This window comes from Arenibacter flavimaris, assembly GCF_030291335.1.
Lineage (GTDB): Bacteria > Bacteroidota > Bacteroidia > Flavobacteriales > Flavobacteriaceae > Arenibacter.
This window is the reverse complement of the sequence record NZ_JASWIM010000010.1, coordinates 58,083-71,538: the sequence shown is the minus strand read 5'-3', so window position 1 is coordinate 71,538 and position 13,456 is coordinate 58,083. Positions and strand designations below refer to the sequence as shown.

The window sequence follows — 13,456 nt, the reverse complement described above, 5'->3', positions numbered from 1 at the left end:
CTTTCAATTTACGTTTTTTACTGAAGATAAAGGCCTAAAACTGCTGTTAATTTTCAAAGCAGTTTCCAATTTGACCTTTAATCCCTGTTAAGAGGTATGGTCTTAATATTGCCTTTTGGCAGCAATGATTGGTCATACCCTACATCCCCAATCCATCAAGACCATTTTTTCCGAATTATTGTTTCTCAATAATGTAATCCGCAAAATAGTTTTTCGAATCCGTTATCTTACCAACAATTTTCAGACCCGTATCCAGGCAGATATTTTGAATGCTAATGTCATCGTATTTTCGCGAAATTTCGGTGTGGATCTGTTCCTCTTTTTTAAATGCAACTTTCATATCCAACACTTTAATTTCCACCTCTTGATTCACGGTACTTTTGATGGCACTTTTGGCTACTCCCTCCTGTTCGTCGTACATAGGGGTATGTACAAATAATTCGGTATTGAAATCAGCATCCAGTTCAGTGTTTATCCTGCTTAATAAATTTAGGTTAAAGGCACTGGTCAGGCCCTGACTATCATTGTATGCAGGAAGCACTATGTCCTTGCTTTTCTTTAAATCTGCCCCAAGTATAATTTTATCGTCTTTGGATAAGTTTTCACTAAGGTGGCTTAGGAAGGCATTGGCTTCCACATTTTCCATATTTCCAATATTGGAGCCAAGGAACAGTACTATTTTGGGTAGGGGAGAGGACTTTAATTCATGAAGGATATGAAAATAATCCCCCAGTTTGGGGTCTACTTTTTTATTTGGAAACTGTTGATGGATATTTTCCTCTATTTGGTGCAGTGCTTTGGCTGAAATATCGATCGGGCTGTACTTGTACTGAAAATTAAGGGTATCCAATGCTTTAAGTAATTCAATGGTTTTATACCCATCGCCAGCCCCAAGTTCGATAAGGTCAAAACTTTTTTGACTTGTTATGCCTAAAAGTTTTATGATTTCAGGAGCTTTCTTTTGAAAAATTTCAAACTCTGCATCGGTCAAATAGTACTCGGGCAATTTCATTATTTTAGAAAAAAGGGCAGAACCTTTTTCGTCATAAAAATATTTTGAGGACAGGCTTTTCGGGGTTTTACTTAGACCCTCTTTAACATCGTTGGCGAATTGTTTGTTCATTTAGCTAAGCGTATACCAGTAAACTGCCATTGGGCATCTGGATGAAAAAAATTACGATAAGTGGGTCTGCTATGTTTTGGAGAGGTAGCCATAGAGGCGCCTCTTAGCACCATTTGGTTGATCATAAATTTGCCATTGTACTCCCCAATGGCACCATCGGCCTTTTTAAAACCCGGGTACGGTAAATATGCACTGTTGGTCCATTCCCAACGCTGCCCCCAATTAAGTCTGTCCGAAGCTATTTCCCACTCAAATTCTGTAGGTAATCGCATGCCTTTCCATTCGGCAAAAGCCATGGCTTCATAAAAACTGATGTGATTTAAAATATCATTTTCGTTTATTTTCTGAAACCCCTTTAAGGTGTAATGCATCCATTGGCCATCCATTAGATGCCAATACAATGGCATTGAAACTCGGTTTTGCTGTAACCAGGACCAGCCTTCATCCAGCCACAAATTAAAATCACTATAGCCACCAGCTTCAATAAACTTCAGGTATTCGCCATTGGTAACCAGACCTTTTTGAATTTCAAAATCGTGTAAGTACACCTTGTGTACTCCCAATTCATTGTCAAAACAAAAACCATCTCCTTGATATCCTATGGTGTAGACCCCTTCCGGAATTTTTATATTTCCTGATTCGGTATTGCTTTCTTGGCCCAATAAACTAGTGTCGGCATCATAAACAGGAAACAATGGATTTTGTCCAAACATATATTTGATATCGCTCAGTAATAATTCCTGATGCTGCTGCTCGTGGTGCAATCCCAAAGTGATCAACTGAACGACCTTGGCATCCAGCTTTTGATGCAACAATTGCCCCATAGCCGTATCCACATATTGTCTATAGGCATACACTTCTTCTGTGGTAGGTCTGGTGAGATTACCGCGTTTTGCCCTTAAAACCCTGTCTCCTGCATTGTTGTAATAACTGTTGAACAGGTAGGCAAAATCTTTATTAAAAGGCCTATAATCCAAGAGGTGGGGCAGTAGGATAAAGGTTTCAAAAAACCAACTACTATGTGCCAATTGCCATTTTGCCGGGCTAGCAAATTCGGCAACCTGCACCACATAATCTTCTGTTTTGAGAGGCTTGCAGATGAATTCTGTATAAGCTCGAACTTCTTTGTACTGGTCCAATATATGCATTATTCAAGTCCTTTTTTATCTGGATTCCAGAAAGGTTTGGTTTTAACTTGCTTGGTTTCCCAATTCAGTTCTTGTCTAAAAAAATGATTTAAGGTCACACAAATTCTACTATCACCTGCTATGTATGCCATTTTTTTTCCCTTAAATGTAGAGACTTTTTCTCTTATCATCGCAATAATATCTTCGGAAGGATTTTTTGGCAATCCGTAAAAATCGAATGGTAGGGTACCGTCAACATCAGGAAACAGTTCTTGTTTATCTTGGCTGTACAAAATGCTTTCCACCTGTTTGTCCTTGCCAATATTTCGACGAATCATATAAAGGTGCGATAGTGCAGAGAGGTCGCCTACCATCATGTAGCTATCGGCAGAGACATCTGCCAAAAAGTTGCCTTTTTTGGTTTTAAAATAAACCTTTTCACCTACATGGCATTCCTTTATCCATTGACTGCCAATACCATTGCTGTGGATGGCAATGGCCACATCCATATACGACTTGTCCTTATCGATATCCCAAATGCTATAGCTTCTCATTTTGTCTTTCAATGACAATTCATCCCTGCCTATACCCAATCCCATACGCAGGAAAGAGCCTGGTATAAAATTGGTTTTGCCTATGTTTTCATTTTCTAGACGAATTTTAAAAGCAGCCTCTGAAAGTTTCACTTTTTCGGTGATTACAGCTTCATTTAATACGACGGATTTTAAAATAGTTTCAATAAAACTCATACCTCTGTTTTTATGAATGCTTTTTATGGTAATTCCCTATCATGGCTAGAGGGGATTTATGTGGCCTTCCGGCCGCTTTTTCAAAATCGGAAACTACTTCGTTGGCACCATTCGCAATTCCTTCATAAATACCGGATATGATAGTCCCTAGAAATTCACCCAAGGCAGCCTGGCGTTCTTTTTTATAGTCTTCAACGGAAACAGTGGCATATTTTAAATTGGTTTTATACACCTGATTGATATATTCCGCCAATTGGGTTTGGGTAATGGCTTCTCCAACTAGATTTAAGGTTTGTCCGTTTAGCTCCTCATTTAAAAGTAGTTGTGCGTAGGCAAAACCCAATTCTTCACGACTGGTATAAGCGCATTTTCCGTCTCCTGCGCAATTGGTAATCCCACCTTCCTCTACATAGGTATCGATGTATTCCAGGTCTGGTTCAATATAGATGCCATTTCTGCCAATAATCCATTGTAAACCCGAGTTGCGCACATCTTCTTCCGTTTGGCGATTGCTTTTTACCACCGGACTGAAGGCTGTATTTTCTTCATCGCCTACAATACTGGTGTATACAATTTTTTGTACTCCATTTAGCCTCGCCGCCTCTATCACATTTCGGTGTTGCTGAATTCTTTTTTGGGGTTGGTCCATTCCCGAAACCAATAACACTTTATCAACTCCTTTTAAGGCAACATCAAAATCTTCACGACTATTGTAATCGCCTTTTCTAACTTCCACGCCCAAGTGCTTGGCCTTTTCTGGCGTACGTGCAATGCCTATTACATTGTCCCTGCCAATTTCCTGAATCAGTGCCTTTGCTATTGAAGCCCCAAGGTGTCCGCTAACGGATGTTACTGCAATTTTCATGAGTTATATTTTTTTAATTTGTAATCGATATGCCATAATGCTTTCTTTAATAGGGGTTATTCTTATAATAAATCCCAAGCCAACAATTACCGCATAGATCAGCCAGGTTTTATCTAAAAGAGCTACATGAAGTAAACTCAGAATTATGGCAACATACGCCAAACTTTGCAATTTTTTCCACTTCGCCTTTAATCTTTTCATGGATTTTCTATTGGATGTATACAACAATGGTAGCAATATAAGTACCGCTATAAAGCCAGCAATGTAGTTGGCTTGGGTAAATGTTTCCAAAAGACCTTCGCCCCATACAAAAATGATGAAGTGTAGGATGCTCCATACCGCTGTAGCTATACCCATGGCTTGGCGTACAAAAAGGTTATTGACCCCAAATAGTATAAAGAAGGGGGTACAAGTAAGAACAGCTGTCATCCAACGTATTGCAAATTCACCGGAAATATGATACAACATTTCCAAAGTGGATCTTCCTTCACTTCCAGCACCTTCAATCAAGCTAATGGACAACCCATTGGAAAATTCGATATTAAACATACCAAAAATGATAAATAGGGGCAAGATGGCCAAAACGGCTACAATCATCCATCCGTAGTTTCGTTTTATAAAATTCATTCTATTTGTTTGTCGTTAAAACTTCCAATTCCTTTTCCAAGGATTCGGCTTTTTCCTTAAATTTTTCCATGGCTTTTTTAAGTTGAGATACTTTTTTAAAGAGTACGTCATCTTGAATGGCTACATAGGTGATCTGGCCATGTATTTCCTTTACTTTGGATTTGCCCCCACAGCTTGGGCAATCGGCAACTTGACTCATCGTTGTTTTTTTTACTAAATAGCCATTGATTTGGCGATTTTAATAGGTCAATGTATTGTTAATATTGATGATTGAGCATACACAAAGAATGCTTTTACATACTGCTAGCTTCCAAACTCTTCTCCAATTCATAAGAATAGGATAGGTAATAGTTTCTTGCGGGAGCATTGATTTGTTGTGCCGCCAGACTCCTTAATAGCCCTATTTTTATTTTTGTGACTTTTACCCTATCATAGTCTGTTTGAAGTAGATAGTCGGCCAATTCCAATCCCCACTGGTAATCACTTTTTTGGACAGCAGCACTCAACTGTTGAAACAATTTGTCTTCTCCACCAGCCAGTTCGGCCATACGTTTGGCCTCTTGTGATGAGGATAGGGGATTAAGGTTGGTAGGGTTGCCATCGAACCAGCCAACATAGTGTAGAAATATAGATCTAACACCCCATGGCACCGAACCATAAAACTCTTGTAAGTTGGGTTGATTTATCAATGAATCGGCCAATTTAACGCTGTCAACGGTTTGCTGAAGGGTATAGCTCTTGTTCATGGCATCTATGGTTTGTTGATAGACGCTAAGGATTGCCGTAGCGTAGTTTTTGAGATTGTCATGGACAAGTACTTTTCCTGAGATAGGACGTGTATGCCCGGGTACAAGGTATTCCACTGGGTAGGTGCTCATTTTTTGAATAGATTCGCCCCATGATTTTACATCCCTATATTGGGATCCCCGAATGGCATAAAGGTTTGGAAATGATTTATAGTAATTATCACCAGTAAATAATGTGTTAAGGTCGGGAATCCAAACGAAGAGCTCGTCATTTGTTTCCCCATCAGCGGCATGCAGTTGAATATCTACGCCGGCAAGCTTAAGGGTTATGGAGTCCTGAAATGTAAGGTTAGGTGCAATATATCCTTTCCCAGCCCTATCAGTAGGTGTTATACCTGCAGCAACACCTCTGTTAATGATATCTTTAGCGGGTAAATCGCGACCAAACTGACGAATGTTTCGCTGTTTTAAAATGGGCTCTACCGGTGAGCGCTCCTGTAATTCATCCTTAAACCCTTCTCTTGCAATGATTTTTACGTCCTTGTTATGGCCGATAAAAGCTGATGTACCTCCAGTATGATCCAGATGGCCATGCGTATAAATTAAGGCTTTCACAGGTTTATCTGTGATATTCCGGAATTCTTGCGCTACCTTCTCTGCAGCACCCAAGGCACGTAGTGCATCGATTATCACTACCCCTTGATCTCCAATAACCATGGAGGCGTTGGAACCATCATATCCCACGGCCACATAAACCTTGTCGTTTAATTTGATGATTTCTGGAATAAATTCGGCACTCTGATTCTTTAATTTGGTGATATTCGGATGTTCTTGATCCTGCACTTGTGATGTATTTTGATTTGGCGAATTATGACATGCCTGCATCAAAATAATTCCCAAAATAAGCAAAGCCCCTTTAATAATTACATGGTTTCTGATTGTTTTAAAGGAATATGTAACCGCTATTCGATTTTTCAATTTGTTCATATCAATAGATTTATTTGAAGACTTGTTTAATTCCTTACAAAATTCGCATTAATAGAAATTTTGGGAAAGGTGAATGATTTGATAAAAATGGTAAATGTGAAACCAATACTTTATCAGTTCCATAAATAGAATAGGGGTAGGGTTGTTTTTGGAGTAGTGTGAGTTTTGGTCGACAAAAATTTATATTACTGGATCACGCTGGGAGGTAAGCAAATCTTAGGGTGAAAATGGCAAAGACAAGGAACCAGATCATTATAATTCAGTCTTAAATTGTTTGGGGGTAGTGCCAGTATGTTTTTTGAAAAATTTGGTAAAATTGGTCACTTCGTCAAAACCCATGGCATAACCTATTTCCTTTAAACTAGCACTTGTACTGGCTATGGCCCTTTTTGATTCGAGCGTTACAAAATCATCAATAAAATGTTTGGCCGTGTTCAAGGTAAATTCTTTAACAATCAGGTTTAAATGTTTGGTAGATACCTGTAGCATTTTTGCATAGTCCTTTACGTTCCGGGTCAGGGTATATTGTTTTTCCACCAAATTTTTAAAATCAAGAAATATAGAATAATGTTGGTGGTTCTGCTTTGGCAGTTGTGCAGAATGTGTAAATCTTTCCAATCGTAGCAGGTATAATTCTAGCATGGCGCCTACAATGTTCCTTTGTGCGTAGGTGTTTTCTGCCTCCAGTTCAAGCAGTATCTCCTCTATGAAGGCTTCATTTAAATTTCCCCCATGCACTAGTGGTCTGGAAATATGATAATTATACAGATGGGAAATAAACTCAATGGACGATTTGGAAAAATAATTCAGAACAAATTCTTCTGTAAATAAAATAAGAAATCCGTCATAATCTGGATCTTCCTGAAAGGCATGAACCTGACCCTTGGCTATTTTTAATACCGTCCCTTTTTTTAAGGGAAATTCCTTTAAATCAATTTGATGATATCCTGCCCCATCCGAAACAATTAACAAGGCAAAAAAGTTAACTCTATGTGGCAGGTTGGGATTATGTTCCAGACCTCCCTTAATTTTGGCGAACAACTTGGATAAATGAAGGAACTCGAATTCTTTTTCGTTCTCTTCGCTCTCGAATGATATGTTGGGAATAGTGTTCAAAAGGGTTGAATTAACGAGTGGATTGGGTTTTAAATATGAAGATGTAGGGTACCGTAATTATTGCTCCCTTGCCGCCTTAAACTCACTTCCCTCATACCATTTGGGAAAATAATCTTCATTGGATAATTTTAACCCAACCTTAAAAAGTAATTGTAAATCCAATTGAATCCCACTTAATTCGGTTGTTTCAGGATGGTATTCATCCGAGGGTTGATGGTATTTATGGATACGGTAATAATCATTATAGGCCTTTATTTCCTCAATATTTTTTTCAAATCCTTCATAAGCGCCACTTGCGTACAGAGCGGGGATACCAATTTTTGCAAAATTAAAATGATCCGATCTAAAGAAATATCCTTTTTCAGCTTCCGGGTCCGGAATAATGTATCTGTTCTGTTCCATGGCTGCCGCTTTTGCATATTCATCCATTTCGGAATGCCCATAACCTGTAATGGTTAGGTCCTTCATTTTTCCCGGGCTATCTAGGGCATCAATATTTATATTTGCCACTGTTTTTTTCGGATCAAAAATGGGATTTTCCGCATAATAGGATGAACCCAATAAACCTTGTTCTTCTCCAGTAAGGGCTATGAACGCAATGGAACGGTTCGTGGGATTACTCTTTTGGAAGGCTTCTGCTATGGCCAACAGACCAGCAGTACCGGAAGCATTGTCGACAGCACCATTGTAAATGGAATCCCCATCAATTGCTTTTCCAACGCCAAAGTGATCCCAGTGTGCAGAGTAAATAATAACTTCATCCTTCCTATCGGTACCGGGTATAAGTGCGACTACATTTTTGGATACATCTTTTTTAATTTTGTTTTGAATGGAAACGGAAACTTTTAAGTCTAACGGAATAGGTTTGAAGTCTTTATTACTGGAAAGGGTTTTATAGTCAAGACCTTTCATAGTGGAAACATCGAACATTTTTTCTGCACTGTCACCACTTATCCACGACTCAACATCCAAGAGAGGCAAATCGCTTTCGATGATCAATCTGGCGCCCGTCCATCCAGATTCAATAACATTCCAACCGTAGGAGGCCGGCTCGGTATCATGGATAATTATAAGTCCATCGGCACCTTGTCTGGCAGCTTCCTCATATTTGTAGGTCCAACGTCCATAATAGGTCATTTCATTACCTTTGAACAAGGTTGAATCTCCGGATTTAAAACCAGGATCGTTAATTAGAACTACGGCTGTTTTACCTTTCCAATCAATACCTTCGTAATCGTTCCATCCATATTCTGGGGCAACAATGCCATAGCCTGCAAAAACAAGGTCGGAGTTGTCTAGGCCTACATTTGTTGAGATCTTATTGGTGGTGGCCACAAAATCCTTTAATACATCCAATTGGAATTTTCCGTTTTTGCCAGAAATCACCATATTTTCGGACGGAGTTCCTGTTATTTCAACCATGGGCACATTTTGAAAATAGCTATTTCCATTGCCGGGAAGTAGCCCTAGCTTTTCAAATTCTTCTTTTAGATAGTTAACCGTTTTTACTTCCCCTTCGGTAAAGGGTTTTCTGCCGAGAAATGCATCAGAAGATAAACGTTCAATATGATTGCCTAAGGTGGTTAGGTTTACCTCCGCCGGATCGGTAGTATTTTTCTTGTCATCTGCACAACTTGTAAATAATATAAAAGCCAGAAATTTTAGGTAATTTTTCATATATAACATATTGGTAAAGCATGGATGATTTGTATATGGAACGCAGTTTATATCATCTCTAATGACAGTGGACTGGCAAATAAGTAAATACAGAGCTGCTTTTTTACATTATACCAAATTATAAAAATTAACGGACTTGCTAATACTTATTTGCCAGGTTTAAAATAAATGTCCAGTTAACAACTTAATGCGGTCTCCGTTTTTGTTCTAAGGTATAGGGTGTTACCATGTTGTAAAAGACAGGGTCAAAAGAGTTATGGCACAATATAGGGATCAATGATGCCGCTTACAAAATATCCATACAGATATCAATAGCCCCCTGAATATGTTGGGAATATAGGAGCTCTCTGTATTTACACATCAATGCAGTACTTTACTTTTTCAATATCATTTTCTCAATGATATAATTATCGGTTTTGTTTTGAACATGCTTGGAGTTTTCCAACAAAATTACTCTTTGTAAGGAGGGAAAAATCTTTTTGGCGCGTTTTAGCATTTTCGCCCCTGGAAACATAATGTCCTTTTTTGCGGCAATTAGCGTAATAGGAGTACTTATTAATTTGGCTTCTTCTTTCTTTATAACAGGAACAGGAGTAAAATCCATTTTAAAATGTATAAATACTTTTGCCAAATATTTAAGAGCAAAATTATCTGGCTCAGTAAAAAGGGTTGTTAAAAATTTTTCAAGGTATTTGGTCTTATGGGTTCTTATATAAAGTTTCATAGGAATAAATACTTTCAGCAGTAAAACAAATGGGTTTCCATTGACTATGAAGGCAGGGGCCGATAAAAATACCTCTTTGATCTTTTTTTCATTCTGGATCAATGTTTTGAGTATGATCAGTCCCCCAAAGGAAAATCCGGCCATGGTCACATTATTTAGGTTTAGCTGATTGATAATGTTATTGATCCATATGCCATAACTGTGGTCCTTCATACTCAATCTAGTTTCTGCACTTTTATTTGGTTGGGCAAGAACGTCTACGGCAAAGACTTGAAAATCTTTATGTAGGTTGGGATAGGTTTCCAAAGCGATGGGAGCACAGCCATTGGAACCATGAATTAGCATTATCGGTGGCTTTGATGCATCTCCTGTGACGATAATATTGGTTTTTCCAAATTCAGTATCAATAATTTTGTAATTATAATCTATGTCTAAATCCTTTATTTTTTGTTCATAAAGATTTATAATCTCTTTTTGACCTATTTCTGATTTATATAACGAATTCATTTTCGTAATTTTAGGACAAATTTACTAATAATTTATTTTTAGGACAAGTTTACTAATGAGTAAGAAAAAGAAATTGATATTGGAAGCCGCCAGGACTTTATTTAACGAAAATGGCTATCATGATGTCACAATAAGAATGATTGCTTTAAAAATGAATATGAGTTCGGGAAACTTAAATTATCATTTCAAAAAACGGGAGGATATTTTTGAAGCCTTATATTTTGAAATGGTTTTGGAATTTGACCAAAGAATCGATGTGTTGCCGAATATGGAAATCTCCATTGAACAGCTTAGAAATGATGTGGAGCGCAGCATGAAGAGAATGTTGGATTATACTTTTTTTTGGACGGATTTGTACAATCTTCTTTCGATAAGTGATAGGGTGAAGGGACATTTCCAAGAGGTTTACAAAAAAAGGATAAGTGGGTGTTTTTTGCTATTTGAAAAATTGCAACAAAAAAACTTGATGAGAGCGGCATCATATGAAAGGGAATATGATTTTTTAGCGGAAAGAATGATCAATTACGGTAACACTTGGTTGTATTCCAGTCGGCTTTATGCCAATAAATTGGATGCCCACCAAATAGATTATTATGTGAATACCTACTTAAGTATATTATTTCCGTTTCTTACTTCCCACGGCAAAAGGGAATTTCAAAATCTATTACCGGAGCTTTTTGGTTAATGGGTTGTTATGTGCTTATTGTTGCGCCCAAGAATTTTAACTCTAAACCATTTGATAGTATATATTAAAATGGCTATCCAGGCAATTGAAGTCAGTACTCCTTTTAAAACAGTAAAGGTAGTTGACAGAAAAACGATGGCATCAGTGAGCTCTATTGTTTTCGTAATCATTAAAATGACACAAATATTTTCTGCATAATCAAAGATCATCGCCAAGAACGGAACAACCAATAGTATGGATGTTAGCTTACTTGCAGTTTTGGATATTATAAAAAGACGAAACAAAAGGCTGCTTAAAAATAGCGCCAATAGAAAAGGATAGAATAGATCCAACAAGGTCAATTGCGGAAAAAGGTAAAGGGCCCTGGTTTCATTATTCAAGGTATCCACAATGGATGCTGCTTCGGAAATATTATATCCAAAAGTTTGGAGGTCAAAGACTTGGGTTCCAATTTGATTATTGATTACGGGCAAAGTATATAGCCACATCAGGAGTAGGACCAAGTGACTTGCAACGAATGAAATACAAATGTTCCTTACAGAGGACGTTTGGAAGAGCAGGGAATTTAAAATGGTCATAAAGGATGTTTTTTGATTAAAAATCAAAGGTGGCCATTTCGTAGGGAGATTCCATTAACAAATGTTAAGCGTTAAGATTGTGTTCTTAATCTACTTAAAGAAATTGTGGTTATCCCCAAATAGGAAGCTATGTCGGTATGGGGTACAAGGTTTTCAATATTCGGAAAAGTATCTCTCAGAAGCTGCAACCTATCCTTGCCTTTAAGGGAAGCGAATGCTATTTCTTTTTGAACCTTCCCCATTAGTTCATTCCTCAATACGGTATTGCCGAAATGTCTTATTTCAAGGTCTTCCACCATTAGTTTTTCAAATTCTTCTGCATTAATAGTGGCTATTACGGCATCGGTCAACGCCCGTATATTGATAATGGATTTTCCGTCTTTACGTCTTGTTGTATTAGGTGATATTATGGAACCCGGCATAAAGAATGATATGGTTACATCCTCTCCTTCCGGGGTATAAAGAAAACTTTTGCAGATTCCCTCAAGGATAAAGTACTCCAGATTATTGTTTTGTCCAACTGCGGTAATTAGCACTCCTTTTTTTACATCAATAGATTCTGCCAATTCCTGGATTTTTGCTAAGGATCTATTAGGAATAGGGGTTATGGAATTAATGATGGAACCAATTTTGTCGTACATCTCTAAGCGTTAAAATAATCGGCCTAATCCGTTATAATCTAATTTGAAGCGGTTTTAAGGCTTGGATAATAAGGATGTAAGTTAGCATTATTTAAAAAACGAAGCCTGAAAAACCCTTTATTTTCCCATTACCTTATTTTGGTGTATTTCCCGTTTGCTTTTTATAGCTAGGAGTTATTCATTTCTCAATTGCTCCATTTCAACCACGGCCAAGTCGAGTTTTTTTAATATTCCCCCATAAATTGTTTTTACATCCCTTCTATGAATGGCCTTACTGAAAATACCCATCAGAACAGCCGCAATTATAATGATAATGGTGGTATGGATATGCAGTCCGAACACCAAATCATTTGATTTGGCTGCGACCATTTCCCGCTTGCCTGCAAACATATCGGAAAACCAAATGCCAAAGTAGAAAACAAGAATTAAGACAGGATATACTACCCTATACATTTTTCCATACCGATCGATGGATTTGGATATCCAATCCTTAAAGGATTTTAAAAAAGTATAACTGCTTTGCCCTTTATCTATGTTTTCCAAAGCCTGTAATTCTTGATAAGCGGTGTATGCAACCCAGAACATCATTGTCAGCACAATACTGCCTGCCAGCAAAGCTCCAACGAAAAAGGACGCAATAAAAAGGAGGGAAGAGCCAATGATAATTCCCCATATATTGATCAGGAACATCCTTTTGAATTTTTCAATGATATGAATCGACTTCTTGTTGTATATATCATTTACCTTAGGGGCAATTAAAGCATCCCTATTTAGGAAGCCTTCTTTCCAAATGTTTTCAATTGATTTTTCCATCCAATATTTTTTTAAGTCGTACTTTAATTCGTTGTATGCGGACCCCAATGTTATTTGGGTTGGTGCCCATGATATCTGCAATTTCCTTATAGGATTTTTCTTCTAGATAAAGTAAAATAACCCCCCTGTCAACCTCGGACAGTTGTCTGATTGCAGCATAAAGTTGCTCTAGGGAATCGTCGATAAAAACACGGGGCTCATCCAATATATCGGGGGGTATCCTATCCGAGGCTATAGGCCGGTGGTTGTTTTTCTGTTTCTTCAACATGGTCATACTTACATTAAGAGATAGTCTATATACCCATGTAGACCACTCGGAACGTCCCTGAAAGTTATTTCTGCTTTTCCAAATTTGCAAGCACACCTCCTGATAATAATCTTCAAAATCTTGCTGTGTATTGGTATATGCCCTGCATATCTTTATGATAATTGCGGCATAGGGCAAAATGGAAGATGTATAAAAATCGTTGCTCACTCTTTTAGTTTAATGG

At 37.8% G+C, this 13,456-nt stretch carries 15 protein-coding genes; 1 reads left to right on the top strand and 14 read right to left on the bottom strand.

Annotated features, from left to right (window positions below; translation table 11 throughout):
- Nucleotides 1-175: 175 nt before the first annotated feature.
- From egtD to QSE00_RS10085, 10 genes are all read right to left on the bottom strand, one after another.
- On the bottom strand, nt 176-1,123 hold the full coding sequence (gene egtD, locus QSE00_RS10130; protein ID WP_286105854.1) for an L-histidine N(alpha)-methyltransferase: 948 nt from the start codon (nt 1,121-1,123) through the stop codon (nt 176-178).
- The gene (gene egtB, locus QSE00_RS10125) at nt 1,120-2,271 is read right to left on the bottom strand and encodes an ergothioneine biosynthesis protein EgtB (RefSeq protein ID WP_286105853.1); all 1,152 of its coding nucleotides are present in this window, start codon (nt 2,269-2,271) and stop codon (nt 1,120-1,122) included. The genes egtD and egtB overlap by 4 nt, the downstream gene beginning before the upstream one ends.
- A complete protein-coding gene (locus QSE00_RS10120; protein ID WP_286105852.1) occupies nt 2,271-2,999 on the bottom strand; it encodes an FAD-binding oxidoreductase in 729 nt (242 codons plus the stop codon). The genes egtB and QSE00_RS10120 overlap by 1 nt, the downstream gene beginning before the upstream one ends.
- A gap of 10 nt (nt 3,000-3,009) precedes the next feature.
- On the bottom strand, nt 3,010-3,864 hold the full coding sequence (locus QSE00_RS10115; protein WP_286105851.1) for an SDR family oxidoreductase: 855 nt from the start codon (nt 3,862-3,864) through the stop codon (nt 3,010-3,012).
- A gap of 3 nt (nt 3,865-3,867) precedes the next feature.
- Nucleotides 3,868-4,491 carry a ferric reductase-like transmembrane domain-containing protein gene (locus tag QSE00_RS10110; protein WP_110357225.1) on the bottom strand — a complete coding sequence of 208 codons (624 nt, stop codon included), beginning with the start codon at nt 4,489-4,491 and terminating at the stop codon, nt 3,868-3,870.
- A 1-nt stretch (nt 4,492) separates the two neighbouring features.
- On the bottom strand, nt 4,493-4,690 hold the full coding sequence (locus tag QSE00_RS10105; protein WP_286105850.1) for a hypothetical protein: 198 nt from the start codon (nt 4,688-4,690) through the stop codon (nt 4,493-4,495).
- Nucleotides 4,691-4,784: 94 nt separating this feature from the next.
- Nucleotides 4,785-6,224, bottom strand: a complete 1,440-nt coding sequence (locus tag QSE00_RS10100; protein WP_286105849.1) for an alkyl/aryl-sulfatase — start codon at nt 6,222-6,224, stop codon at nt 4,785-4,787.
- 252 nt (nt 6,225-6,476) lie between these two features.
- The gene (locus QSE00_RS10095) at nt 6,477-7,340 is read right to left on the bottom strand and encodes a helix-turn-helix transcriptional regulator (RefSeq protein WP_286105848.1); all 864 of its coding nucleotides are present in this window, start codon (nt 7,338-7,340) and stop codon (nt 6,477-6,479) included.
- A gap of 57 nt (nt 7,341-7,397) precedes the next feature.
- Nucleotides 7,398-9,017, bottom strand: coding sequence for a M28 family metallopeptidase (locus QSE00_RS10090; protein WP_286105847.1), 1,620 nt, complete (start codon nt 9,015-9,017; stop codon nt 7,398-7,400).
- A 373-nt stretch (nt 9,018-9,390) separates the two neighbouring features.
- Nucleotides 9,391-10,248 carry an alpha/beta fold hydrolase gene (locus QSE00_RS10085; RefSeq protein ID WP_286105846.1) on the bottom strand — a complete coding sequence of 286 codons (858 nt, stop codon included), beginning with the start codon at nt 10,246-10,248 and terminating at the stop codon, nt 9,391-9,393.
- A 55-nt stretch (nt 10,249-10,303) separates the two neighbouring features.
- On the opposite strand from QSE00_RS10085, the gene QSE00_RS10080 reads away from it, so the two are divergent.
- Nucleotides 10,304-10,933, top strand: coding sequence for a TetR/AcrR family transcriptional regulator (locus QSE00_RS10080; protein WP_286105845.1), 630 nt, complete (start codon nt 10,304-10,306; stop codon nt 10,931-10,933).
- Here the strand turns inward: QSE00_RS10080 and QSE00_RS10075 are convergent.
- The 4 genes from QSE00_RS10075 to QSE00_RS10060 form a co-directional block, all read right to left on the bottom strand.
- Nucleotides 10,930-11,511, bottom strand: a complete 582-nt coding sequence (locus QSE00_RS10075; RefSeq protein WP_286105844.1) for a hypothetical protein — start codon at nt 11,509-11,511, stop codon at nt 10,930-10,932. The two genes, QSE00_RS10080 and QSE00_RS10075, sit on opposite strands and share 4 nt — an antisense overlap.
- Nucleotides 11,512-11,582: 71 nt before the next feature.
- Complete coding sequence (locus tag QSE00_RS10070) at nt 11,583-12,152, bottom strand: Crp/Fnr family transcriptional regulator (protein ID WP_286105843.1); 570 nt, start codon at nt 12,150-12,152, stop codon at nt 11,583-11,585.
- 174 nt (nt 12,153-12,326) lie between these two features.
- A complete protein-coding gene (locus QSE00_RS10065; RefSeq protein ID WP_110357217.1) occupies nt 12,327-12,965 on the bottom strand; it encodes a hypothetical protein in 639 nt (212 codons plus the stop codon).
- A complete protein-coding gene (locus QSE00_RS10060; RefSeq protein WP_286105842.1) occupies nt 12,949-13,440 on the bottom strand; it encodes an RNA polymerase sigma factor in 492 nt (163 codons plus the stop codon). The genes QSE00_RS10065 and QSE00_RS10060 overlap by 17 nt, the downstream gene beginning before the upstream one ends.
- Nucleotides 13,441-13,456 lie beyond the last annotated feature (16 nt).

Coding starts and splice junctions, on each gene's coding strand:
- QSE00_RS10085 (WP_286105846.1), bottom strand. CDS start 10,248: ATGAATTCGTTATATAAATCAGAAATAGGTCAAAAAGAGATTATAAAT.
- QSE00_RS10100 (WP_286105849.1), bottom strand. CDS start 6,224: ATGAACAAATTGAAAAATCGAATAGCGGTTACATATTCCTTTAAAACA.
- QSE00_RS10090 (WP_286105847.1), bottom strand. CDS start 9,017: ATGAAAAATTACCTAAAATTTCTGGCTTTTATATTATTTACAAGTTGT.
- QSE00_RS10120 (WP_286105852.1), bottom strand. CDS start 2,999: ATGAGTTTTATTGAAACTATTTTAAAATCCGTCGTATTAAATGAAGCT.
- QSE00_RS10105 (WP_286105850.1), bottom strand. CDS start 4,690: ATGAGTCAAGTTGCCGATTGCCCAAGCTGTGGGGGCAAATCCAAAGTA.
- egtB (WP_286105853.1), bottom strand. CDS start 2,271: ATGCATATATTGGACCAGTACAAAGAAGTTCGAGCTTATACAGAATTC.
- QSE00_RS10075 (WP_286105844.1), bottom strand. CDS start 11,511: ATGACCATTTTAAATTCCCTGCTCTTCCAAACGTCCTCTGTAAGGAAC.
- QSE00_RS10080 (WP_286105845.1), top strand. CDS start 10,304: ATGAGTAAGAAAAAGAAATTGATATTGGAAGCCGCCAGGACTTTATTT.
- QSE00_RS10070 (WP_286105843.1), bottom strand. CDS start 12,152: ATGTACGACAAAATTGGTTCCATCATTAATTCCATAACCCCTATTCCT.
- QSE00_RS10115 (WP_286105851.1), bottom strand. CDS start 3,864: ATGAAAATTGCAGTAACATCCGTTAGCGGACACCTTGGGGCTTCAATA.
- egtD (WP_286105854.1), bottom strand. CDS start 1,123: ATGAACAAACAATTCGCCAACGATGTTAAAGAGGGTCTAAGTAAAACC.
- QSE00_RS10110 (WP_110357225.1), bottom strand. CDS start 4,491: ATGAATTTTATAAAACGAAACTACGGATGGATGATTGTAGCCGTTTTG.
- QSE00_RS10065 (WP_110357217.1), bottom strand. CDS start 12,965: ATGGAAAAATCAATTGAAAACATTTGGAAAGAAGGCTTCCTAAATAGG.